The 26,235-nt window shown below is 46.2% G+C and carries 15 protein-coding genes and 2 pseudogenes; 16 read left to right on the forward strand and 1 reads right to left on the reverse strand.

Annotated elements, in window-relative coordinates; all coding sequences use genetic code 11:
• Nucleotides 1–129 precede the first annotated feature (129 nt).
• The 10 genes and pseudogenes from MHH56_RS11270 to MHH56_RS11315 all read left to right on the forward strand — a co-directional run bounded on the left by MHH56_RS11270 (nt 130) and on the right by MHH56_RS11315 (nt 14,724).
• Complete coding sequence (locus MHH56_RS11270) at nt 130–1,107, forward strand: glycosyl hydrolase (protein WP_339208287.1); 978 nt, start codon at nt 130–132, stop codon at nt 1,105–1,107.
• A gap of 500 nt (nt 1,108–1,607) precedes the next feature.
• Nucleotides 1,608–2,501, forward strand: coding sequence for an ABC transporter permease subunit (locus MHH56_RS11275; protein ID WP_339208288.1), 894 nt, complete (start codon nt 1,608–1,610; stop codon nt 2,499–2,501).
• A 3-nt stretch (nt 2,502–2,504) separates the two neighbouring features.
• Nucleotides 2,505–3,401, forward strand: a complete 897-nt coding sequence (locus MHH56_RS11280; protein WP_339208289.1) for a carbohydrate ABC transporter permease — start codon at nt 2,505–2,507, stop codon at nt 3,399–3,401.
• Nucleotides 3,402–3,476: 75 nt separating this feature from the next.
• Nucleotides 3,477–5,177 carry a hypothetical protein gene (locus MHH56_RS11285; RefSeq protein ID WP_339208291.1) on the forward strand — a complete coding sequence of 567 codons (1,701 nt, stop codon included), beginning with the start codon at nt 3,477–3,479 and terminating at the stop codon, nt 5,175–5,177.
• 87 nt (nt 5,178–5,264) lie between these two features.
• The gene (locus MHH56_RS11290; protein WP_339208292.1) at nt 5,265–7,055 is read left to right on the forward strand and encodes a sensor histidine kinase; all 1,791 of its coding nucleotides are present in this window, start codon (nt 5,265–5,267) and stop codon (nt 7,053–7,055) included.
• Complete coding sequence (locus MHH56_RS11295) at nt 7,055–8,653, forward strand: response regulator (protein ID WP_339208293.1); 1,599 nt, start codon at nt 7,055–7,057, stop codon at nt 8,651–8,653. The genes MHH56_RS11290 and MHH56_RS11295 overlap by 1 nt, the downstream gene beginning before the upstream one ends.
• 32 nt (nt 8,654–8,685) lie before the next feature.
• Nucleotides 8,686–11,517: a sugar-binding domain-containing protein gene (locus MHH56_RS11300; RefSeq protein ID WP_339208294.1), complete on the forward strand. Its 2,832-nt coding sequence runs from the start codon at nt 8,686–8,688 to the stop codon at nt 11,515–11,517.
• Between the two features lie 661 nt (nt 11,518–12,178).
• Nucleotides 12,179–12,259, forward strand: a pseudogene (locus MHH56_RS11305) (flagellar biosynthesis protein FliA); the annotation flags it as partial.
• A gap of 486 nt (nt 12,260–12,745) precedes the next feature.
• Nucleotides 12,746–13,132 (forward strand): annotated as a pseudogene (locus MHH56_RS11310) (manganese catalase family protein); the annotation flags it as partial.
• Between the two features lie 635 nt (nt 13,133–13,767).
• Nucleotides 13,768–14,724 (forward strand): Gfo/Idh/MocA family oxidoreductase, encoded by a 957-nt coding sequence (locus MHH56_RS11315; RefSeq protein ID WP_339208295.1) that lies wholly within the window; start codon nt 13,768–13,770, stop codon nt 14,722–14,724.
• On the opposite strand, the gene MHH56_RS11320 is transcribed toward MHH56_RS11315, so the two are convergent.
• Nucleotides 14,721–15,635 carry an AraC family transcriptional regulator gene (locus MHH56_RS11320; protein ID WP_339208296.1) on the reverse strand — a complete coding sequence of 305 codons (915 nt, stop codon included), beginning with the start codon at nt 15,633–15,635 and terminating at the stop codon, nt 14,721–14,723. The two genes, MHH56_RS11315 and MHH56_RS11320, sit on opposite strands and share 4 nt — an antisense overlap.
• A gap of 116 nt (nt 15,636–15,751) precedes the next feature.
• On the opposite strand from MHH56_RS11320, the gene MHH56_RS11325 reads away from it, so the two are divergent.
• From MHH56_RS11325 to MHH56_RS11350, 6 genes are all read left to right on the forward strand, one after another.
• On the forward strand, nt 15,752–17,053 hold the full coding sequence (locus MHH56_RS11325) for a neutral/alkaline non-lysosomal ceramidase N-terminal domain-containing protein (protein WP_339208297.1): 1,302 nt from the start codon (nt 15,752–15,754) through the stop codon (nt 17,051–17,053).
• Nucleotides 17,054–17,057: 4 nt separating this feature from the next.
• Nucleotides 17,058–18,254: a DegT/DnrJ/EryC1/StrS family aminotransferase gene (locus tag MHH56_RS11330; RefSeq protein WP_339208299.1), complete on the forward strand. Its 1,197-nt coding sequence runs from the start codon at nt 17,058–17,060 to the stop codon at nt 18,252–18,254.
• 151 nt (nt 18,255–18,405) lie between these two features.
• Complete coding sequence (locus MHH56_RS11335) at nt 18,406–20,013, forward strand: extracellular solute-binding protein (protein WP_339208301.1); 1,608 nt, start codon at nt 18,406–18,408, stop codon at nt 20,011–20,013.
• A 109-nt stretch (nt 20,014–20,122) separates the two neighbouring features.
• On the forward strand, nt 20,123–21,022 hold the full coding sequence (locus MHH56_RS11340; protein ID WP_339208302.1) for an ABC transporter permease subunit: 900 nt from the start codon (nt 20,123–20,125) through the stop codon (nt 21,020–21,022).
• Between the two features lie 16 nt (nt 21,023–21,038).
• Nucleotides 21,039–21,905: a carbohydrate ABC transporter permease gene (locus MHH56_RS11345; protein ID WP_339208303.1), complete on the forward strand. Its 867-nt coding sequence runs from the start codon at nt 21,039–21,041 to the stop codon at nt 21,903–21,905.
• A gap of 16 nt (nt 21,906–21,921) precedes the next feature.
• Nucleotides 21,922–26,220, forward strand: a complete 4,299-nt coding sequence (locus tag MHH56_RS11350; RefSeq protein ID WP_339208304.1) for a family 43 glycosylhydrolase — start codon at nt 21,922–21,924, stop codon at nt 26,218–26,220.
• Nucleotides 26,221–26,235: the final 15 nt, after the last annotated feature.

A 26,235-nucleotide genomic window follows, 5' to 3' on the forward strand; every position in this document is an offset into this window, starting at 1 on the left:
TGGTCTTCCAAGTAATTTATTTTGATTGAAAAGTTAAGGGACATTCTCCGTCCCAGCGGAGGTGGAACGGCCCTTTTTTATGCACTGTCTGATTTAATGCCAAATCTATACCTAATGAGGAAGTGACCCATGAGAAATCCGAATCTCGCTGCTATGGTACCTTGCAATCCGAATGCTTCTAAAGAAGTAAAAGCAGTACTACGGTACTTAAGCGGGATAGCTGGCAAAGCTATTATTACCGGTCAACACACGCAAACCAATTTGCAAAAGGAACTCCAGTACATCGAAAAGGTTACGGGGAGGCTTCCTGCGCTTTGTGGCTTTGAGTTGTTAAGTTATTCGCCGAATATTAATTATGAAAACAGCAGTCCAGAGTGCCTGCTTGAAATTGATGAGAACCGAAACACGCTTGACCGTGCTTGGGAATGGGCAGAACGAAAAGGTATGATCACCTTCACCTGGCATTGGTTCTCTCCTTTTGGAAGCTGGGATAAGGGATTCTATTCGAATAATACAACATTTGACGCCTCCAATGCTGTAATAGAAGGAACGGAGGAGTATGAGGCATTGATTTCCGATATGGATCATATGGCCGATATCCTGAAACCTTTTTGCGAGAATCGGATTCCGATTCTGTGGAGACCCTTCCATGAATCCGAGGGGGAATGGTTCTGGTGGGGTCACAAAGGGCCAGAGGTTGCAAAGCAGTTGTACCGTATTATGTATGACCGATATACACACATTCATGCTCTGAATAATCTAATCTGGGTCTGGAACTCACCTTTGGCGGAAGGATATGCAGGTGATGATGTGACTGATGTGATATCAAGAGACCTGTACCCTCCCAAGAATACGCATACGGATTTACAGCCCGAATATGAGGAACTCATGCGCATAACCTCAGAACCGAAGTTAGTTGCATTAGGAGAGATTGGGGTGCTGCCTAGCATAAATCAACTCTCTATAACTAGAATTCCGTGGGTTTGGTACATGATCTGGTCAAACGAATTTGGATCGACTGCAGAGTGGACTTCCGAGGAGGAACTACTCCAGGCTTACCATCATGAATATGCGATTACACTCGATAAATTACCCGTATTGTATTAAACCAGTTGAGTTCTAAACAGGCCGTCTCGGAATAAACGGAGACGGCCGATTTTTTTCATGTGTAGGTGTCACTACTACTTAGCGCTGTGTGGTACAGTCACGTTTACAGCAGCAACGCGCTTTTTCAACATTTTGTGGATGACGGTCTTGCCGGCTGTGCTGTTCGGTTGTTCATCGCGGGAAAACGATCTACGAAGACTATTTCGGTTATGCGGATCTGGCGGAAAAACGTCCGTTCGGCCCGATTATCTTTATGCAATGACCAAGGCAATCACCAACGAGTCCCATTCGAATTATGGATTTGTTTTTTAAGAAAAGAATCAAGTTCATCCGAATCTCTCTCGAGAGAAAAGACGAAGATTTTAACAAATGGCCTCATGGCCGCCTATTTTTGTTATCGAACAAAGAGCAAATCATTACGATGAAAATCCAATCAACGTTATATGGTTTACCTAACTGAAACCCCTTACAATGTATTACAGAAGGAGGAATGCGACATCATGTTAGCACAACTATACAAATATCGTTGGCAGTATGTCATGATTTTACCGGCTGTTTTGCTTTTGTTTCTATTTAATTATGTTCCTATGGCGGGCATTCAAATCGCATTTCGCGATTTTCAGATCGGGTCATCTATATGGGACAGCGCGTGGGTTGGAATTCAAAACTTCACGTTTCTGCAAGAGCCTCAGTTTTGGATTGTCGTGAAAAATACGTTGTTCATTTCGGTTTTGAAATTCGTATTCGGATTTCCGGCTCCAATTGTATTGGCCATTATGATTAATGAATTGGTGAGCGCAGGCTTCAAAAGATTCGTCCAATCGGTTAGCTACCTGCCTCATTTCTTCTCATGGATTGTCGTCGCTTATATTTTACAATCGTTTCTTACGTTAGACGGCGGCTTGGCGAATGATTTGATTACAAAAATGGGCGGAGAGCCTATCTTCTTCCTAGGCTCGGAGAGCTGGTTTCGGCCGATGATCGTCTCCAGCGGATTGTGGAAGGAAGTAGGCTGGAATACGATTCTTTATCTCGCGGCAATTACAGCCATTGATCCCCAGCAGTATGAAGCGGCCAAGGTGGAAGGCGCAGGGAAATGGGCGCAAATCCGGCATGTTACGCTGCCAGGCATGATCCCGACGGTTTCAATCGTTCTCATTCTTAGCATTCCAAGTTTGATTACCGTGGGCATGGATCAAATTTATCCGCTCTTGAATCCGGCGAACATGCAGGTGGCGGACGTTCTCGATACGTATGTGCTTCGAACCGGCCTTCAACAGGGGTATTTCGGAATGGCTACAGCAATCGGTCTCCTGTCATCCGTTATCGGTCTTATTCTAGTGGTGCTCACGAATCAGATATCTAGAAAATTGAATGGCGAGGGGTTATGGTAATCGATGAAACGTACATCTGGTGAGATCATTTCCCAAATCATTCTTATTGTTCTTATGCTTCTGCTGTGTTTATCCGTGCTCTATCCATTCGCGTATATGCTGGCGATCTCGCTGAATGAGGGAACCGACGCAGCGAAGGGCGGCGTATATTTGTTGCCACGGGCATTTACACTAATCAACTATGAAATCGTACTCGGTAACGAAGTGATTCAGCACGCATATCTAATTACGATCTTGCGTACTATCGCGGGTACAATAGCTGGCCTCATGGTCACGCTGATGGTGGCATTCGGCTTATCGTATACGAAGGTTCCATTCCGTAAATCGATTCTCAGCTATATTTTGCTGACCATGCTTTTCAGCGGAGGGCTTGTACCTCTTTATATCCAGCTTTATAATTTGGGGCTTATTAATAACTTCTTGGTTTATATCATACCTGGAATGTTCTCGGCTTGGAATATGTTTGTCATGCTGAAGTTCATTCAAGGCATCCCAGAGGCACTTGTCGAGTCGGCGGAGCTGGATGGTGCAGGGCCGTTCCGCGTATTGCTCCAAATTATCGTTCCGCTGTCGAAGCCAATGCTTGCGGCAATCGGATTGTTCACCGCTGTCGGCCATTGGAATGATTGGTTCGCCGGAGCGTTCTACGTCACTAAGCAGGATCTCATTCCGGTACAAACGTTTCTCCAGCAGTTATTGTCGGCGCAGGATATGTCAGCAATCCTGGGCTCGAACTCGAATCAGGAAGCACTAGCCAGAGGATCGCAAATGCAGAACGTGACACTCATGTCAGTCAAAATGGCAACCGTAATGGTAAGCGCGATTCCGATTCTATGTGTTTATCCGTTCCTTCAGAAGTATTTCGTGAAGGGCGTATTGATCGGCTCCGTCAAAGGTTAAGAGCCACCGTTAATGAGGGTATAGGGCTTCATCACATACCGTAACTTAGGTAAGCGAAAAGGGGAGAAAAGAAGCATGCAGAACAAATGGGTAAAGAAGACCGGTTTAATGGCTATGTCCGGTGTCGTATTGCTATCTGTCATCGCAGGATGTTCCGGTTCGAATGCATCGAAGAACGATCCGAAAAGCACGAACGCAGCGCAAGGCGGAACGGAAACGACAAAAGGCTCCAACAAGTTCAATCTATGGCTGGGCTGGTCGGCAACGGTTAATAATGATAGCCTTGTCCAAAAAAATTGGAAGGAAACGGAGCCAGGCATTGAGGTTGTGCTTGAAGCTACTCAAGGTGATGCAGTTACGGCGCTTAACTTGAAGCTGAATACGGGCGGCTTCGAAGATGCAGCTGTCTTCAATCGAAGTGAAATCGTGAAAGCAGCGATGATTCGCTCCAATAAAATTTTGTCAGTCGAGCAATATTTCGATATGCCTGATCAATATCCCAACCTTGCAGCGATTCCTAAGCAATATTTGGACCAAATGAAGGATGCGGACGGGCATATTTGGTCCATTCCAACCTGGTTCGAACAAAATCCTGACAATCCATGGCCGGGCTGGGCATCGCAAACATGGCTTGTCCGTACGGACGTGCTTGAGAAAGCGGGAATGACCACAACTGATTTGGCTACGATTGAAGGTGTTGAAGCGTACTTGAAAAAAGCCTCTGAGCAAAAAGACGCGTCAGGCAAGCCGCTGATTCCGCTTAGCTTCTTAATGGATCCTAACGATACGGCAGGCTGGAACGATGAAAATACGGTTTTGAGCACGTTTGGCGTAACGACGGGAGGCGGTATTATCCCGGTAGAGAAGAAGGGTGACGAACTTGTCCTCTTGTATGACGACCCACAGTATAAAGTGGCTTACCAATGGATGAACAAAATGTATCGTTCCAATCTGGTGGACCCAGAGGTCGTAACCGATAAAAAGGAACGCTACAAAGAGAAAAACAAAGCTGGACGCGTAGCGATGAACGTAGGCTCCTTCTTTAACGTGGATAATTCGATCTGGGAGACGTTGGACGGCCCGACTGAGCCAGGCTGGTTCTATCAAGTCGTTCCATTCCCTAAGGTAGAGGGCGTTGAGAAGCTTGGAGCGAACACTGTCATCAACCCGTATCCAGGATATGACGTCTACATTAGCAAAAATTCCAAAAATCTAGAGGCGGTTTTGAAGTTTCTTGATTACTCACTTAAGCCTGGAGCGGATCAGCAGCAAGTCATTAACGAAGGACCAGAAGGAAAGTTCTGGGGCTGGATCGATCAGCCGCTAGGACGATGGAATTATATTGATGCAGAATATGATAAAGCGCGTAATTCTGGCGAGCCTGCACAGAAAGCGAAAGTAACGCCAGAGCTGTATATGATTTCTTCCTACAATAACGACTGGTATCCGTGGTGGAATTACGGCACAGGTGATAAAGTCGGAAACGAAAAAACGTCGAAATTCACGGCAACGGTAGGACAGATGGGCGCCGTGCGTAGCACGCAAACCTATGACTTGGTTAAAGCGAAGTCAGGCGGTCTGCTAGAGAAATACTTGCCTGAGCTCGAAAATATTCGCAAAGAGTATAGAGCGAAACTCATTATGTCCAAAAGCGGCGAGCAGTTCGAAGCAACCTGGACGGCTTTCCGCGATGCTCTTGAGAAACGTGGACACTGGACTGAAGTTAAGCAAGAATGGCAGGAGCAATATGAAGTATTGCTGAAAGAGCAAGGATAGCGGTACACCAAAATGGAGCACTCCTTTCTGGGAGGTTGCTCCCTTTTCCATTGTTGCGAATGCGATTACAATACGGAAAGGAGGGATATGATGCAGTTTCGCCGCAGCCTTGAACGAATCGTTATCAAGTACACCCGGAAAATGAATCTTCGTACAAAAATATTAATTCTTTATGGAGCGATTATTTTTATTCCCACGATCTTTTTAGGTATCGGAGCGGGCTATCTTGCGCTTGAAAGCTTCAGAGCGAATTATTTGGTTACCATTAATGAAGCGATGCGCCAAACCGTTCAAAATATTGACTTCCGCAAGCAGAGCTATGATGTGCTTGCCACTCGGACGGCAACGGACGGGGAGTTGATCTCGCGATTAAGCCGCGATTATTCGGATATGTTCGAGCAGTTGAACACAGTCGAGTATGTCGACCGCTCATTTGTATTCACGAGTAAATATTTGCCGGGTATCGACGATTTTCGAATTTATCACATGAACCCGACGCTTGTGCAGGATGGACGATTGCTTTGGAAGCCGGAAGGGCGTATGTTACAGCCTGGCTTGAATGAAACGGATTGGTTCACCCAAACGGCCGAGGCCTCAAGCTCGTTAATATGGAGCAATGTAAACAAGGATAAGCTTGTTATCTCCCATAAAGTGATGAGTCCTGCCGGCAATATGCAGGGCATTATTTATATGCTGCTAGACTATAAATCGGTTTTCGGCAACCTGTTTAATCAGCCGTTCAGCGGTTCCGGTGAATTATCGATTATTGACGATTACGGCACGATCATCGTTTCCTCCGATCCAGAAAAAATCGGATTAAAGCTTCAATCGACAACGCTGAACAATCACTGGGAAGATGCGAGCTTATCTGATGGCGTAATGGTGGATGGCAATCTGCTTATGGTAAGGCCGATTGATTCGAACTGGCATGTGGCCGCGTTGATCCAGATGGATCAGCTTGAGCGCCAGTCCAAGATGATTTTATACGGCATCGTGGCTGTTATTTTCTTTTTTCTGCTTTGCTCTACTTTTTTAATTATGACGGTGCTGAAAAATGTTATATGGCGTATTCGTAAGCTTGGCACGCGCATGTACGATGTCAGTCAAGGACAATTCGATGTCAGTATTCGCAATACGGCTAAAGATGAGCTCGGCGATCTGGAAATTTTGTTTAATTCAATGTCCGGCCGTCTGGGTATGCTCGTTGAAGACATTACGCAAGCGAAGCTCAAGGAACGCGAGCAATCATTCAAAGCGCTGCAGGCTCAAATCAATCCTCATTTTATATACAATTCGTTAAGTTTGCTAAGGTGGCGTGCGCTGGAGCTTCAAGACGAAAAACAGCTGCGCACCATAGACGCCTTGACCGCCTTTTACCGTCTGGCGCTGGACAATAAAATTAATGTCATACAAATAAAGGGCGAGCTTGATCATGTGAGAGCTTATTTGGACATTCAAGAAATGCGTTATCCGGGAAGGGTGACCATCGAGTGGCATATCGAGCAAGAGCTGCTGGAGCTTTACACGATCAAGCTGTTATTACAGCCTATTGTGGAAAATTGTTATTTGCATGGCAACATTACAGGGAAAAAGGGCGGCGTTATCCGAATTTCGGCGCAGCTCGAACAAGAAAACATTCGATTCGAGGTGTTCGATAACGGAATAGGCATCTCCAGAGAGATGCTGGAACAGATTAAATTAGGCAAGCAGGCGGGGAACGGAAACGGATACGGTACGGCTAATATTCGCGAGCGGCTCCAGCTCTATTTTGAGAACAAGCATGAATTTACCATAGACAGCAAAGAGAACGAATGGACGGCGGCAACGATTATCATACCGGCAAGCGTTCATAAGCCGCAGATTAGGAAGGTGAGGTAATGTTGTTACAAGCGTTGATTGTGGATGATGAGCCTACCCATATTCAGGGGCTAGTGCGCTATATCAAGTGGCAGGAGCTAGGCTATGATACGCCTTTCACCGCAGAGTCCGGTCAAGAAGCGCTCGACCTATTGCGGAATACTTCTATTGATGTGTTGATATCAGATGTATCCATGCCTGTTATGACAGGAATTGAGCTTGTTGCAGAGGCTAAAGCGATCCAGGCGCAGCTTCAAGTGCTGATGATCAGCGGCTACAACGAATTCGAATTTGTACAGGAAGCGATGAACGTTGGGGCGCAAGCGTATGTGTTGAAGCCGATTAAAGTGGAAGAGGTAGAGAGCAAGCTTACCGGGTTCCGCAAGACATTAACCAAGTTAAAGCAAATTGAAAATCAAGCGCAGGAGCTGCAGCAGAAAGTATCCGGCAGCCTCGATATCGTCAGAGAACGGTTCGTATCCGATGTTATTGGGGAGGCAGGCATTCATGCCCAAATGCTGCATTCATGGGGCAGCCTGCTGGAGCTTCCAGCAAGCAACCAAGAAATCGGATTAATCGTTTTGGGCTATGATCACTTTCATTCCTCGGTGCAGGACGCAAGAGAGCGGGTTGTGATCAGCAACGGATTTTTGAGAACGGTCCATATCGGTTTAAGCGATTTTGATCAGGTTTATGTCGCAAAGACCGTCACCGATGAAATCGTGGCCTTACACATTAATTTAAGTCCGCTTGAACGTGCGTCAATTGAAAAACAGCTTGCTTTCATCCAAAATGTCATGCAGGAGCAATACGGCTCAACGGTTACGATTGGCAATAGCAGAGTATGCACCGCTTGGGAGGATGTACCGACGCTTTATAAGGAAGTTAAATTCATGATGGCAAGATTCCGCTTGATGGAGAGCGGGCAAATTCTGCACTATGATCGGATGGATGAATCGGAATTCCAACAATTTCGTCTGCGTGAAGAGATTATACCCGAGATTATACAGCTGACAGAAGATGCTGCCGATGCTCATAAGGTCGTTGACTACGTTAATAATGTGTTTGATATGCTGCTTCCTCAGCCTTCCATGCCGTTTACGTATATACAGGCGTTTGGCATGGCATTGCTTAGTGAACTGGCTCGCAAGCAGACATGGAATAAAGAGCTGGGCGGGGAAATGAATTTGGAGATGTGGCAGAAGCTGATCGATTGCAGAAGCGAAGCGCAAATTCGTGAAGTCGTGATTGAATACGTTCAACGCCATATGGTTATCGAAAAGAAAGGTGAAGCCAGCCAAAGGCATAATCTGATCGGCAAGGTTTCCGAGTATTTGGAGGCACATTTCCAAGAACATATCACAGTAAAGCAAATTGCTGAAATTCATCATCTGAATGCGAGTTACTTAAGCGTGCTGTTCAAAAAAGAGATGGGCAAAACGATATCTGATTTTCTACAGGAAACGCGCATGAATAAAGCCAAAGAGCTGCTTAACAATCCAAGCATCAAGGTGTACGAGGTATCTGAGCAGGTCGGATTTCAGACCGCAGCTTATTTTGCCTATTTGTTCAAGAAGACGACGGGCTATACGCCGCAAGAATATAGGGATTACCATTAAGGCATTTGCTAAGAGCTGGAGGCTATGAAAAAATGATGATAGAGTCAATTGCGGGAACGTGGAGATTTTGCTTGGATGAGACCAAGCAAGGCATTGATCAAAAATGGTATAACGAGCGGCTGCAGGATCACATTCAGCTGCCAGGAACCACCTCGGAGTATCAAAAAGGCGAATATAACACGGCCAAAGAAGTCGCTCACCTAACTGAGGCTTATCCGATAAACGGTTATGCATGGTACCAACGCGAGATTGAAATCAAGGCGGAATGGGCGAACAAGCATATCCAGCTGTACGTGGAGCGGACAAGAGTAACGAAGGTTTGGATCGGCGATGAACTGCAAGGCATGCAGAACAGCGTAAGCGCGCCCCATATCTATGAATTTGGGATCTTGACTCCTGGCACGTATACGTTAACCATATTGGTAGATAACAGCGGCCTGCCGATAAAAGGCGGTCATATGACATCATCCGATACGCAGACGAACTGGAACGGACTGCTCGGCAGAATGGAGCTTCAAGCAGCGGATTTAATCCGATTGGACAACATTCAGGCGTTCCCCGATGTTGCTAATAAGTCCGTTCAGCTCAGGTTTCAGCTGATCAACGATACGATGGACAATGCGGATACCCAGCTAGCTATCGCTTTAGTGGATATGATTGGAACAATCCAAGGCAACGCAAATGCTGCAACAGCAGTAAAGATCGCTATGATTCAGTCCGTACCGGGTAACCAGTCTGTTGAACTGCACTATGAACTCGGCGAAGATATCATGCTGTGGGATGAGTTCAACCCCGTATTATACCGCTTGCTTGTGAGTCTGGAGGCGAACGCTAACGGGAAATTGTATCGGAATGAGCAATCCGTAAGCTTCGGCATGCGCAAGTTCGGTACGGAAGGCACACAGTTCACGAATAACGGTCGTAAAGTATTTTTGCGAGGAAAACATGATGCGTTGGCTTTTCCTTTAACCGGTTATGCGCCGATGACGGTGGAAGAATGGGTCAAGGTGCTATCTATCGCCAAGTCCTACGGGATTAATCATTATCGCTTCCACACCTGCTGCCCGCCAGAAGCAGGATTTATAGCCGCGGATTTGCTCGGTATTTATTTCGAGCCTGAGCTGCCGTATTGGGGCGCATTTCAAGATCCAGCGGATGAAGACTATGATGAGGCGAGATCGGACTACTTGCGGGAGGAAGGATTTCGCATATTAAAGGCTTATGGCAATCACCCATCATTTGCTTTGTTTACGCTAGGCAACGAATTGCATGGCAGTCGCAACGCCATGTCGAGCTTGTTGAAGGAATATCGGGAACAAGATAGCAGGCGCTTATACGCTGAAGGGGCGAATAACTATTTCTGGTCGCCGGCTTTCTCGGAAGACTCTGATTTCTGGGTTACCATGCGAACAGGGCATGGCGAATCGATGGTTCGAGCTTCGTTCTCCCATGCGGACTTGCCCCTTGGGCATGTGCAGGATAGCTATCCTTCAACCTTAACGGACTATCGTGATAATCTTCCGGACATTCAAGTGCCTACGATAAGCCATGAAATTGGCCAATATCAATCCTTCCCAAACTTTGGCGAAATAGAGAAATACACAGGCGTCCTGAAAGCACGGAACTTAGAAGTGTTTCGCGAGAGGCTTCAGGCTGCGGGAATGCTCGATCAAGCCGATCATTTCTTCCGGGCATCCGGACAGCTCGCGGTTATATGCTACCGCGAAGAGATTGAAGCCGCTTTGCGCACTCCGGGCTTCGGCGGGTTTCAACTGCTAGATCTGCAGGACTTTCCGGGCCAAGGAACGGCATTGGTTGGCGTATTGGACGCGTTTATGGAATCCAAAGGCTTTATAGAACCGGAGAAGTGGCGCGAGTTTTGCTCGGAAATCGTTCTGCTGGCAAGGATTCCGAGGTTTACGTATACCCAGGAGGAGACGTTTGTCGCCGAGCTGGAAATCGCAAATTACGGGTCTGACTCGCTTGAAGCTATGCAGTTGGAGTGGTCGCTAAAGCAAGGAGACCGACTAATTGAGTCTGGAGCGATGGCGGCAAAGAATATTCAACAAGGGGCTTTGGAAAATGTGGGTACGCTGCAGATCGACCTGTCCGCAGCAGAGGCTCCCGCCAAGCTGGAGCTTACTCTGAAATGGAAGGGCAGCGACGTTATAAATCATTATCCGATCTGGGTATATCCGTCGGCGCAGGCAGAAGCCAAGCCGCAACAAGCTGAATTTCACTTGCGTAGAGAATTCAATCAAGAGGTAAGCGACATTCTCGAAGAAGGCGGACGTGTTTTGCTCATTCCCCATCAAGAGCAGCTATCCTCCCATATCGGCGGAGCGTTTGCTTCGGACTTTTGGTGTTATCCTATGTTTAGATCCATCTGTGAGGGAAAAAACGCGGCTCCAGCACCGGGAACGCTCGGAATCTTATGTGATGAGAAGCATCCCATGTTCGAGGCCTTTCCAACCGAGTTTCATAGCAACTGGCAGTGGTGGCCGATCCTGACCCACTCTCATTCGCTTATACTGGATAAGTGGCCGGAAGCGTTCCGTCCCCTAGTGCAGGTCATTGACAACTTTGAGCGCAATCATAAGCTTGGCTTGATCGTTGAAGCTAAGGTTGGCAATGGAAGCTTGCTCATATGCGCAAGCGACCTTATTGGTCACCAAGATAAGCCGGAGGTACGCCAGCTTTTTCATAGCCTGCTGCAATATGCGGCATCTGCGGAGTTCAACCCATCATTAGAACTCAGCTATGACCAGATTCGCAGCGTGCTGGATCCGAACGTGGAAAGCGATCGCGAGACGCATCGCGGTCAAGCGGTTATTAATCCTTCCTATCCGAATAATATAAGTTGAACTAAAGACACTTCTACATTCTGATGCAAAGACGATCGATAATACGCATGGGATTCTTTCATAATATTAATCATAACTGTCCCTACATTCTTCCGTATCTCAGCGGTTATGTGCTAAAACAAACTATTGATGTTGATGACATCTGCTCTGAGCCACTTCTTTAACCCTTCAACCAGGTTACTCTGTGGGCTGTACGCATCCCGGAGCTGGCCTGACCGTGTTAATCTTCAGATGGAGAAATTTCCGGAGAAGGCATGCCAGAGGTACTGGTTTGCGTGAACGATTCGCACACTCAATTCGCATTCTTAGCGTTAGAGAAACGGGGGTTTCCTATCCCCCAAAGCTGCGCGATAAAAGGTTTTGACAATACGTTCGACAATCTTCCTCTTCTGGTTAACGTGAACGTTAATAAAGAGCTTCTTGGCAAGCGGGCCGTAGACCAATTGCTTTGGAGAATGGCTAATTCGGTTCGGATTTTGAGAAATAGCTTATCAACGGTGATATCATTATGAGAGAGCAATTCTCCTAAGCTAAAAACGATTAAGTAATGAAAGACAGACACTCATTGTATTTATACAATGGGTGTTTACTATTAGTGTGGATCGAACTGCAGAGGATAGCTTTCCACTCTTGGCAGCAATGATTTACATAGGGTTGTGTCCACAACCTCAAAAAATTCGATAATACGGGTGAGGACTTAGAGGATTTGATTTCAATCGGCACCATAGCCCTGATCAAAGCTACGGTAAGTCTATTGACTTGGAATTTAGAAACAGTAAGTTTTAAAGGAGAAGTGTTTGGAGTTGCGAAAAACCCAGATGATGTGATTTTTCTAACTCCAATAGATCGAAACAAAAAAAGAAAATAACATTAAAAGAAGTTATTTCAGAGTTCATTATTTTGAAGAGCAACATTAGTTCTGTCTGATGATATGAATATCTATACAACGGAAGTCGCATAACATGTGGCTTTTTTATATATTGTCTAAATGAGTAGGATACCATAATGCCAAGTCAGTCTTGGAAGGCATTTGATTTTGATCGTAGATTGTATTAGGTTGAGACACAGAGGAGCCAAACGGCTTTGAAAAGATAAGTTGCTACTGCAGTGTGAGATGAGATTTTGGTTTTAGATTGATGATTTGTAGTCACATGCCCTAAAACCTAAAGTGTTCAAAATCGAAAAGCCTTACTGTGTATAGGAAAATCATCACTGTTAAATACAATGTACCAACGAATTTGCGCACCCTGAGATTATTGCAACCATGATTTACAAGCTGACAAAAGATGCAACGCCAGAACAGCTTAAGGCTGCAGGTCTAGGTGCTCATTATGTAGCTCATGACAGCGCCTTGTTTTATTAGAATGCAGGAGGAGTACCGTTTACGGCCGCCTATATTCAAGCCAAAGGCGATCCGATCGCGGATCTATACGAGGATAGAGCGGCGGAGGAGAAGGCTAGGGCGACGTATCAGTGGCTAATTGATATAACGGATGACGTGGATCTACAGGATAGCTTGAAATATTTGCGGGAGCGGGAGATTGTGCATTCACTGCGGTTCCGTGAAGCGGTGGAAATACTTAAGGATAAGCGGGATGAGAAGATTTTTTATTAGAGGGAACCTCTCTGCAGGATGCTGCGGGGAGGTTTTTATTTGTCTGTTGACAAGGAAAACGATACGCAAGAGCAATATTGACTATCCATAAACTACGTTGATAATAATGAGGTTGCTCTTTATATTGATTTTGCCGGTACGGAAAAGAGTTTTAAACTCAGGGAGGAATTGATTAATTCTGGGCGAGTCGTAAAGGTGCAAGGGGAGGTGTACTCTAAAGAGTATGGTCGAAACGGCTCGCTAAAAAATACATTATCACTGTATATACCTTAGTGAAATGGCGGCAACTATTTGAACTAAATGTAAGAGAAGGTTTGGAAATTCGAACATGCCAGGACTTTGGAAAAGTGATGGAGGAGCAATTTCTTAGCTTACTCGTATACGTAGCTGAACAAGAGAGGAAAATGCTATGCGGGAGGGAGCTGCCAATGCTAGAGTGCTTGTTCGGAGAGCAGTTCTGTCGTTTTAGCTGTCGTTCGTTCATAAATCATAAACAATGCCAAGGGGCTCTCTTTTTCTATATTTTAATAAGGCCTTTTTGGATTATCAGAATTGTCTGCTTGCGTAATAATTTTGACCATCCTTTTTAATAGATTTCATTAAAATGAAGTAGAAATAAGAGGAGGATGGTAGGCATGAACGTCGGATTAATTGGGTGCGGCGCGATGGGAAGAGTATACGTTGATCGTTTGATGAGGATGAAGGGAGTACAGGTAACGGCAGTCTGCCATCCCGAGTGGGCGAAAGCAGCTTCGTTAGCAGAGTTTTCGCAGGCAAGAATCTATACATCTTACAGCGAAATGATCACACGTCCGGATATCGATATCATCTGCGTGACTTTGCCGACTTACTTGCATAAGGAATATGTGCAGCTGGCTCTAGGGGCTGGAAAACATGTGATCTGCGAGAAACCGCTATCACTTACCGAGGAGGATTGCTGGGAATTAATAGAGACAAGCCGGGCAAAAGGTGTTAAATTGTGTGTCGCCCATGTCGTTAGATTTTTTCCGGAATATAAGGATGCCCGCCTGCGGCTGCAATCAGGGGAAGTTGGAGCGGTTAAGTCCGTGCGTACTATAAGAGCAAGTCTAACGCCAGCGGAGAACAGCTGGTTTCTGGATAAGCGAAAAAGCGGCGGTGTTGTGTTTGACCTTATGATCCATGATATCGATTACGTGCTTTGGCTTCTTGGAGATCAAATTACGCAAATAAGAGCTAAAATTGTAGCTCTCGAAGGTGGGGAGCAAGCGTTGGCATGGCTCTATTATGCTGACGGTACTAAGGTTAGCTTAGAGGCTGTTTGGGGGGCGACTGACTTTCATGCCGGGTTTGATATAACGGGAGAACAGATGGTTCTTAGTTCAAACGGCTTCAATGAGGATATTGTGAGCGATAATAAGGTGGTTCAGAACCATTCACCGGATCGAGGTGTGATCATACCTGAAAAGTCAGAGCTTGAAGACCCCTATTATTTCCAGCTGTCAAGCTTTATTCAGGCAATCGAGATGAATAGTCCGCTTCCTATAACGGCGGAAGAAGCTTGTTCCGCCGTTAGAATTGCAAATCGGATAGTGAGGTGCATTGAATCTTAATCCTTTGAAGCATCGAATTGAGGGGAGGAGGTTACTGGCTCCCTTAAGTGCTTTAGCCGATATTCGCGTGGTGATACTCCTTCGATTTTCATAAAGACCCTGGAGAAGGTGCGAAAGGATTGAAAGCCAGCTTCCAAGGAGGCATCCAGTATAGACATGCTTGTGTTCAGCAGAAGGCCGGTAGCTCTCCTAATCCGAAGGCTGTGCAAATATTGAAGGAACGTTGTTCCCATTACTTCCTTGAACGCTAGACTAATGGCGGAGACGCTGGTATCGAATTGGCTGGAGAGCATTTCAAGGGATAAGTCGTTAATATAGTGGGTATTCACGTATTGAATAACATTCCATATCAACTTTTTATTGCGGTAATTGGAGCTTGGCGGCGTGAGATTATTTCTTCTTTGATGAGCGCGGAAATAGATAATCAGGGCTTCGATCAGTTTGCTGCGAATATACGAATTTTTAGCCAGCTTGTCTTCTTGGTATTCTAGCCGCATTTTTTCAAGGCAGGCTCTCATTTCGGCATAAGGGTGTGAATCGAGATCTAAATAGGATGTGGATCCGTCATTCGTTCCTAAAATGATCGTGCCGAATTCCGCCTCCATTGTGGATCCAAACAGCAGGCTTATATCGAACATGCAACAAATCACTTCTACTCCAGTATCATCGCAAAATATTTCGTGCATATCATGGGGGCGTAAAAAAGTGACTGTTCCTGGTTGAAGTTTATGCGGACTCCCGTTTATGAATTCGGTTCCGGTTCCGCTAACGACGAGGGATAGTTCGAGCACATCATGGTGGTGCAAAGCATAATGCTTATGGAGCGTATGCGTTGTAACTACGCACGAAAACTTGCGACTCACTGCTCCAGATAAAGACAGAACATCTTCATATTCCGGAAACATTACCATGTCGATTTACCCCCCGATTTCTTCACTGTTTTCTTTTTATTGACCAGGTAAATAAAAAAAATGACCGAATTCTTTATGAAATGTATTATAACATAGAAATCGAAAGGAGTGATTCTGTGGAACTTCAATTGAGTGTCGGTACAGCCAAAGTCGATATCACTCCACCATTCGCTTTGCCGCTCGCTGGATTTGCCAGCCGGAACAATCGAAACTTCGAGAACATCGATAGCCGCTTGTACTTGCGAACGTTTTATTTCCAACAACACTCTACGGATGGTTCAAAGTTACAGTCGCTGCTCTTGTCTGCCGATATTCTGTTCTGGTCGGAAGAACTGGCTGATCAACTGCGCATGCGAATTGAGCGGCAGTGGGGAATCAAGGTGGACGCCATTATTCTACATGCCACCCATACGCACTCCGGTCCGGCCATTTCAATGCGAACAATTGGGATAGGAGAGCCTGATCCGAATTACCTCGTTTTTTTGGAACAAGCGGTAATGCAGAGTGTGGAACAGGCAGTAGGCGATGCCGAGCCTGTGAACATACAGATGGGAAAAGGCATATCCGAAATCGGCGTAAATCGCAGGAAGAAGAATGGGGACCAAATTGTGTTGTCTCCTAACCCCGAAGGAGTGACCGATCCTGAGCTAAGGGTATACGTCTTTACTACTCTCTCAGGGAAGAAGAAGGGGGTGCTAACCCACTTTGCCTGTCATCCAACGTTAACGGATCGCAATTCGGTATCCTCTGAATTTTGTGGTTACGCGATGGAACGGCTGGAGAACCGTTACGACTCCTTGACGGTATGCGCTTATCTTCAAGGCTGCTGCGGCGATATTAATCCCGTTAAGCCTAATGTTGCCGAAAGCAATCAGGATGTCATTTCCATCGTAGGACAAAGATTTGCTGACGATGTAGATGCGATCCTATCTGGAGAACTTGAATGGCTTGAACCCAATGTGTTGTCTAGTAGGCGGTCGATTGCAGTACTCCCCTTTGCAGAAATACCTACGAAGGATAAGCTGCAGCGAGTCGTGGATGAATCGGCTTCAGCCGACGTCCGCAAGTGGGCTCAAAGTTTCTTGGAGCAACCCGACAAGCTCAGGAAGCAATTCCGATTTGAAATAACAAAGCTAGAAATAGCCGAAGGGTTAACATTCATAGCTATGAATGGCGAAATGGTCGTGGAATACGGCTTGTTCTTGAAAAGCTGCTCCCCGGTCCTAGTCCCTCTGGCTTATAGCAATGGAATGATCGGATATATTACAACCGCTAATCAGCTGCAGGAAGGCGGATATGAGCCGATTGAATCCGTCACTTATTTCGGCCTTCCTTGTCCCTTCGACCAGGCTGTTGAAGCGGAAGTGAAAAAACAACTTATGGCTATTATCGATGAGCCAAAAAACGAGGAGGAGTAACAGCATGCAGAAGTTAAGATTAGCAATAGATGGTGGAAGCCCGATAAGAACGCACCCATTTCCCAAGTGGCCGATATTCGGAGACTTGGAAGAAAAGCTTATGTTGGAGGCCGTTAGATCGGGGAACTGGGGAGGTGTGGATCCAGATAAAATCAAATTATTTGAGGAAAAATTTGCCTGTCTGCAGGATGCGAAATACGCCGTAACAGTCAACAATGGCACAATTGCCATTAGCATTGCTTTACTGGCTGCAGGTGTAGATGCCGGCGATGAGGTTATCATGCCCCCTTATACGTTCATTGCTACCGCTACCGCAGCATTATTGATTGGCGCTATTCCAGTATTTGTGGATGTAGATGAGTCCATGCTGATCGATCCGGACAAAATAGAAGCAGCGATCACTCCAGCTACCAAGGCGATTATCGCAGTGCATATTGCCGGTGCTCCAGCCAACATGACACGCTTGCGGCAAATTGCGATGACAAATAAACTAGCTTTAATTGAAGATGCCGCGCAGGCAGTAGGAGCCAAATGGGAAGACCAAGGGGTAGGAGCTCTAGGTGATCTGGGTACCTTCAGTCTCCAATCCAGTAAAAATCTCAATAGCGGTGAGGGCGGAGTCATTGTGAGCAACGATGAGGAATTAGCCGATCATGTCTGGTCAATTCATAACTGTGGTCGTGTTCGCAACGGTAGATGGTATCAGCACGAGCGCATTGGCTGGAACTTCAGGTTCAGTGAGGTGCAAGCTGCGCTTGCGCTTGCACAGTTGAGCAGAGTGGAAGAACAGATGGAAATTCGCCAGCTCAGCGCAAATAATTTGGATGGACTCTTGCAACAAATTGAAGGAATCCAGCCCGTGAAGTATGATAGCAGGATTACGAAGCATGCGAACCATCTTTATATGTTCAAGCTGGATAGAGACATTACAGACAGAATTGTTAAAGAAGATTTTATCCGCAAGTTGAATGCAGAGGGTATACCGGCAACGGCAGGTTACGTCCCACTTAACAAGAATTCCGCCATTATCGATCGAATCCACAAGCTGGTTGGAGAAGTTAGGACTAACAGCTGTCCGGTAGCAGAAAAAGCCGCCGAACTTGAATTGCTCTGGTTACACCAGAACGTTCTTCTTGGATCCGAGAGAGATATGGAAGATATTGCGAATGGTATCAACAAAGTAATTCAATCCTATTTATAGTGCAATAGATTTATAAGTGAGTGCAGGCTTCGCAGTATACGGTCTAGTTTCAAAGGATTGGTCAAATGCTTTGAAGGATCGCGACCTCAGGCAGTTGACCGCCTTGCAAACATAAATAATGAACCACACTAGACGAGAGGGGTATCACTAAATGAAGAAAATTTGGGTTATCGTCATCGCATTAGCACTCATTCTTTCCGCGTGTTCTAGTAAGGGAAACAAAGGAAACGAGCTCAGTCCGAATAGTGAAGGGAAAGAAAGCACCGATAGTAATAATGAAAGCGGTACCAAAAACCCGGATTCGGGCAATAAATCCATAAAGGTACTGCTTTCCCATGCAGAAGCGGAGTATGCCAAAACTGTAAAAGCAGAAGATTCCTATATCAAAGAATTAAACAAGTTATCGGGTTATAATCTCAGTTTTGATTTTCTTGGACATTCAGACTACGATCAACAGCTCTCTCTGCGTTTTGTTTCTGGGGAATTGGCTGATTTGGTCCGGACGCCCAGTATCGATTCTACCATTCATAAGGATGCGGTTGAACAGGGTATCTTCAAAGAATTAGGTTCCTTGATTGATCAGTACGGTCCAAACCTCAAAAAACGCATTCCCGAAACCGCATGGAACAGTCCACGTGTACAAAAGGACGGGAAAATTTACGGCATTCCAGTTCTTGTCGGAACGGCAAACGACAGAATCGGTTTTATCCGCCAGGATTGGCTCGACAAACTTAACCTAAAGCAACCGGAAACGATTGACGAGTGGCTCAACTATTTCGAGCAGGTTAAGGTTCAGGATGTGAACGGAAATGGTGATCCGGACGACGAATACGGCTATACGATGTTTGAGGGAGTGGGATGGAGCTCGATGTTCTTCGGATCGTTTGGTGTTGATCCCGGAACCTGGCACATGCAGGATGGCAAGCTAATTCCTGATATGATCAGCCCTAAGATGAAGGAAGCAATTGAATTTTATAGAATGCTATATGAGAAAGGTTATGTCAATCGTGATTTGTTCACGAAGAAGGAAGCGGATTTCCGCGCAGATATTTATAACGGCAAGTCGGGAAGCTTTGCTGCCGCTGTCTATCAATACACACCAGACTTCAGTGCAACCAATGCACCGAAGAAGTTTGTCAACGAGCCGGACAAGGTCGAAATCTCGATGGTTGCTCCACCGGCGGGACCTAGAGGCGAAAGAGGCTTGGGACCCGTGTCCGACGGCATTTATTTCGTATGGGTGATTCCTGACAAAGTTAAAAATCCCGAAGAAATCATCAAGTATCTCGATTGGGCATGGAGTGATCCGGAGGCTGATAAGTTTTTCGCCTATGGAATTGAGGGCTCCAACTATACCGACGAAGGCGGAGAGCTCAAATATGATGTTTCGGCTCCCGTGAATGCGGACAAAAATGCGTTCCAAATGTTCCAATTGTCCATCAACCCCCGTGAAATCGGGTTCAACAACGATCTGGTATTAAAAACGCTGCCGGAATCGGAAAAGATAATTGCAGGCTATAAGCTCTCGGCGGATATTGCAATGCCGCATGATAGTCTGTATATGCCGCCGCTTGTCACCTTCCAGAATAACCCGGAGATATCGACTTGGGGAACGATGTTCGTCGAGATGTTCTCCAAGATCATGACGGGAAGTCAACCGATCGATGCCTTTGACAAATTTGTTGCGGACTGGAATAAACGCGGCGGAGATAAAGCAATTGATGAAGCAACGCAATGGTATAATGCGTTCCATAAATAACGATAATCGTGGATTGCGCTGCATGCCTCATGCATGCAGCGTGGTTCGCGAATGATCAGTAAAGCTGAAAAAGCATGTTGGCCATCCACAAGAATCGGCAGGTGATGTTATGAATAGGCGGTTAGTTTTACGCGACAAATGGATTCTCATCTTGTTCGCTTTGCCTGGATTGCTCTATTTTTTAATATTCAAATACGTTCCACTACTTGGCAATGTCATTGCCTTTCAGGACTATAACATCTTCAAAGGAATTTTACACAGCCCGTGGGTTGGCTTTGCTCAATTCAGGCGGATGTTCGGTTTCGAAGATTTTTATGAAGTGTTTCGCAACTCGGCGAAGCTTGGCGTCTATTCGCTGTTGTTCGGTTTCCCTGCACCGATCATCTTAGCGTTGCTGCTGAATGAACTGAAATCGATGGCGTTTAAGAGAATCGTACAAACTGTTGTCTACATGCCTCACTTCTTGTCATGGGTTATCGTCGGATCAATCTTCATTAATCTACTTTCTTACGATGGCATTATTAATACAATAGCTAGTCAAATGGGTATAGAAAAGATTGACTATGTAACGCAAGGAAACACTTTTATAGCCGTACTGATATCCACTGGAATCTGGAAAGAGGTTGGGTGGGGCACCATTCTCTATCTGGCGGCACTATCCGGAATTAATCCGAATTTCTACGAAGCTGCCATGGTTGACGGCGCCAGCAGATGGAGACAAATGTGGAGCATTACACTGCCCTTATTGATGCCGACGATGGTTGTCGTACTGCTTCTCTCGATTGGGCATATTTTGGACGCGAATGTAGAGCAGGTGCTGATTTTCCTGAATCCGCTAGTTAGGGATGTTGGAGAAGTGTTCGATACGTATGTATATACTTTCGGTTTGGTAGGCGGCCAGTACAGCTATACGACAGCAATTGCCTTATTTAAAGCCGTGGTAGGCATTGTACTTGTATTCGGGCTGAATGCGCTCAGTCGTAAAACAACCGGAGAGAGCCTTTACTAACTTAGGAGGTGGAATCGTGCGTAAACTTATTGCTTTTCAAGCCCTTTTGGTCACTATTTTGACCGCTCTAAGCTTAATCATGTTGGCTCCGTTAATTCACATCCTGTCGGTTTCCTTAAGTTCACCGCTTTATGCACAGGCTAAGTTAGTCTATTTCTGGCCCAAAGGACTGCAGTTTGCCGTTTACAAAAAAATAATTTCGATGGATGAAATGTGGAGGGCGATGGGCGTCAGTGTCTACATTACCATTGTCGGCACGTTAATTACACTGGCTCTCACGTCCATGATTGCTTTCGCGCTCTCTAGAACGACCATGCCAGGTCGAACGTGGATTATGCGGCTCATTGTACTTACTTTTATTTTACCCGCACCACTTATACCGGGCTTTCTGCTTGTCAAATCTCTCCATATGCTCGATACGCTCTGGTCATTGATGATACCGGGAGCAACAAGCGCCTTTTATGTGATCATAATGCGAACCTTTTTCCGGAATGTTTCCGGAGAGCTGTTCGATGCCGCGAAGATGGACGGCTGCAGCGAGGCGGGCATCTATTTCCGTATCGTGCTGCCCTTATCGACGGCTGTTATTGCCACCATCGGTCTCTTCCATGCCGTTTATCAATGGAACACTTACTTTTCCGCACTTGTTTTCATCAGGGACAAGACACTCTATCCTTTGCAGGTGCTGTTGCAGAACCTAGTCGCTAAGAAAGGTTTGAACAACTTCATGGGGGAGGTACAGTTCGAACTAAATATGCCTGTTACGCCAGAAATGATGAGCGCAGGTATTATTATTTTTGCTACGGTGCCAATTCTGGTCGTCTACCCGTTCCTGCAAAGATATTTTGTCAAAGGCGCAATGCTGGGATCGCTTAAAGAATAATAGAGGAGGTTATTAAATGAAACGTTATCTAGTGTATCTGACAAAAATAGTGATGGTTCTAGCTCTTGCCACAACCGGATTTCTCATCGGCCCATTCGAGCGCGCCAGTGCGGCGATTGCAGATATCGACAAGATCGTACCAACACCTCAGCAGGTTAGCTATACGGACGAGTTTTTGACGCTGCATGACGGTACTTCCTATAAAGCGACTATCGTTATCGGAAGAGATGCTTCACCGGCGGAGGAGGAGGGTGCAAATTTGCTACAAAGAGTCATTGCGCGCAAGAACGGTCAGCAAATTCCGATACTCTACGACGATCAATCCAATTCCGCCTATTCGGTGGTCATTGCCATCGGAACGGCGAATACCAATACCATTAACGGCAGCCACTCCATTGACGTTCCCGATCATAAGGAGGGGTATGCAATCGAGCGGGCGTTGGTCGGTAATCGGCATATCGTGCTAGTAACCGGTTACGAGGCTATCGGAGCCTATTACGGCTCGACGAGCCTTGCCCAAATGGTAGATTCGAGCAGCTCCCTAACTAGGCTACGGGTCATATCGGTTCGCGACTATCCGGATATGGATATGCGGATCATCAAGGACATCTACACAAAATTTCATAAAAATAATGAAGGCGAATTTACGTATTCCGACGCTAGAGACTGGATGCATATGCTTCCTTTGCTGAAGGTCAACGTGTTCAGCTTATCTTACAGCCATCTTTTACAGAAAGAAACTGGATGGAGAAATCCTAATGCGGATTACGTGAATGCGGTAAAGGAACTTAGCAATTATGAAAGGGATAAAGGGATCATCCAGCTTATGCAGGAGGTTAATCCCGGTTATTCGGGAGGCATGCCGACTGATGCGGAGTATAGCAAGCTGCTCGATTTGTTTAAATTATCACTAGATGAAGGCGCTTCCAAAATTATGCTGGCCTTTGACGATCAGGCATATCCGGATCCGGCGAAGCATCGGAATTTGGCTAATAAAGTACAAAAAAGTTTGACAGGTCAGGAAGGGTTTTATTTGCTGACGACACCGGAGAAATATTTTCTTGGTGCGACCGATATCAGCACTTACTTGAATACTTTTACGGACGGACTGATCCCGGAGATCGGGGCGACTTGGACAGGGTATGATATCTTCTCGACGGAGGTAACTCCTGCCAACGTATCTACTTGGAGAAACTCTTCGAACAATCCTTATAAACTGCCGTTCTATTGGCACAATGATTACGAACTGGCGGATACAAGATTGAATTTTAAAGATCCGATCGTACCGAAATGGGAGATAAACGATTATTACTTTACAGATGGAAGAGTTCCGTTTAAAACGAAAACACTAGTTCCGACTTTTCAACCTTTAACATTGCCGGGCGGTTACGTATGGAACGATATGCCGCGAAATACTTCCGAAGGCGTCATCGAAAATATTTTCCGGCCGACAACTCCGCATAAAATTTATGCTATTTCGATAGCGAACTGGATGTGGAATCCCGATGCCTACAAGAACGATGCGACAGAGTTTGCTCGTGCCAAAAAATATTGGGACACTATCGTATCCAATCCGGGTTTTAAGAAAACCGCTACTTCTTCATCGCAGTACAGCGCTGCCTATGCTTCCAATAAAGCCGTGGACGGTATTAACAGCAATGATTCCGTGGAGAATGCATGGGCTACTGCTAGCGGTGCTACGCTTAATTCTTGGTGGAAGCTGGACCTAGGCAAAAAGCAGAAGATGGAAGGCGTGCGAGTCAAGTATCGTGAATTTGAAGAAAAAGCATACATGGTACCGAGCTCGGTAACCGTGCAAATAAGCAACGACAACGTCAATTGGACAACGGTCGTCAATCAATCGACGAATGTTCCGCTGGAAAATTCAACCTATGCTTCCGAAGTGTACCTCTATCCTTTCCAAGGAGAGGCTAGATACGTGCAGCTGAAGTTTCCTACAGGCGGGCAAAACTCGATCATCGAGCTTTCGGAGGTTGAAATCGCGCAAGAAAAAGCGGTAACAGCATCCGTTAACCTAGCGATCGGAAAGCCTGCTTCCGCATCTTCTGTAATTGATAGTACCTATACTGCAGGCAAGGCGAATGACGGGTTGAATAGTCATGGAACCGCCAGTCCAAACAATGCGTGGTCCAGCGCCTCGGGTACGAACTTGAACAGCTGGTGGAAGGTCGATTTGGGGCAGCAGGAAAAATTCAAAACCATCGAGGTAGAATTCAGGGAATTTATCGCAGATACGGCCTATATGGTGCCTAAGACGATTACGGTTCAAACAAGCGACGATAATACGAATTGGACGACACTGATCGCAAGATCGGCTAACGTTCCTGCGACTGGTCAGACCTATGGGTCTTCTAAGTATTCCTATTCCGTAAACGGCAAAGGAAGATATGTCCGATTGCTGTTTGAGGACGGCGGCCAGGATAGTCTAGTGCAAGTGTCGGAGGTGGGGATCTACAACCGCAGTCTTCCTCAGCATCAGCGGCAGACGCTGAATGCTGCCTTCAAGAGAAAAGCGACGGCTTCATCGGTGTATTCGACGATGTATCCGGCAGCTAAGGCAAACGACGGTACGCACTCCCGCAGAACGGCGGAGAATGCATGGGCTTCAACCGCCGCAGGAGCGGTAAACTCATGGTGGGAGGTAGATTTGGGGAGAATAACGTCCATACAGGATGTGGCTTTATACTTCCGAGAATATCCTTATGGCACCGCATATACTGTGCCAACCAATATCACCTTTGAGGTTAGTAATGACAAGCTTGCCTGGACAAACATACTGAGCGCGAATAATGTACCTGCCGAGGGTCTGAATTACGATTCATCGAAGTACTCGTATACTTTGAACGCTTCGGGAAGGTATTTGCGGTTAAAATTTCCAGGAGGCGGTCAGAGCAGCCTTGTGGAACTATCCGAAGTAGAGGTGCGTTCGCCGTTGCTTGCCCGATCCGATTTCCATAACGTCATCTCTCAGGATGGCGCCGACGCATGGATGTATAAACATACTGACGGTTACTATTATTATACCCGGACGACGGGAAACAATGTGACGATATGGAGGTCCAAGACCCTGTCCGGTATTGAATCCGGAGAGAAGAAAGTCATCTGGACACCGCCGACCAATAACCCTAACGCGGCTAACTGTCAGGATGTCTGGGCGCCGGAAATTCATTTTCTGAACAATGCCTGGTATGCCTATTATTCGGCCGCGACATGCGGTGATAAGGGTTTAAACCATCGCATGTTTGTACTGGAAAATACAAACGCCGATCCGTTCCAAGGAACTTTTACCGATAAAGGGAAAATAACCGACGCGACGGATTTGTGGGCAATCGACGGCACCGTGTTGAATCTTGCCGGTCAGTTGTATTGGTTCTGGTCCGGATGGGATTCTCCGTATCAGCTTCGCCAGAACATCTATGTGGCATCGATGAGCAATCCGTATACGCTGTCAAGCGCAAAGACCTTAATATCATCGCCTACTTATGGCTGGGAGATGAGTCAGGGTGGTCCTGATTTACCTGATGTAAATGAAGCGCCGCAGCCTATCGTCAAAGGCAATAAGGTTAATCTTGTATACTCGGCGAATGGCAGTTGGAGCGATAATTACAACTTGGGACTGCTGACGGCAAGCACCACGTCCAACTTATTGTCAGCAGCTTCCTGGACGAAGAAAAACTCGTCGATTTTCAGCAGTGGAAGCGGCATCTTCGGACCGGGGCACAATAGCTTCACCAAATCGCCTGACGGCACGGAGGATTGGTTAATCTATCATACTGCTAGATTTTCAGGCGCAGAATGGACACGGAATGTAAGGGCTCAGCCTTTTACGTGGAATGCCGACAACACGCCTAACCTCAGCGTTCCGGTCTCATCGAATTTCCCGATCCGGACACCGTCCGGAGAGCCCGAGAGGAAGAGATATGAAGCCGAGGAGGCGAAGCTTGCGAACGGGGCAAAGAGAGTTCAGGAAGAGACGGCCTCAGGCCGCAAAAAGGTTGAAATCAATAATGTGAACAGCTATGTCGAATTCGATGTTACCGTCGCTTCGGCAGGTTCCTATATCCTGTCTGCAAGAACGGCTAACGGAGCTGGAGATCCCTACCATACTTCAACGTACAACTTGACTGTCAATGGAGGAGCGAGTCAAGCAGTCGATATTGTGTATTCCGATTGGGGAAACTGGGGGTCGACTGTAATCGAGAAAAACTTAACTGTCGGACATAATAAAATCCGGTTTACCAAAGGCGTTGATTACGCGGAGATTGACTATCTGGATGTTATGCTAAAACCTTAAATAAGAGCTTTTGGA

The sequence above is a fragment of the Paenibacillus sp. FSL K6-3182 genome, from assembly GCF_037976325.1.
GTDB lineage: Bacteria > Bacillota > Bacilli > Paenibacillales > Paenibacillaceae > Pristimantibacillus.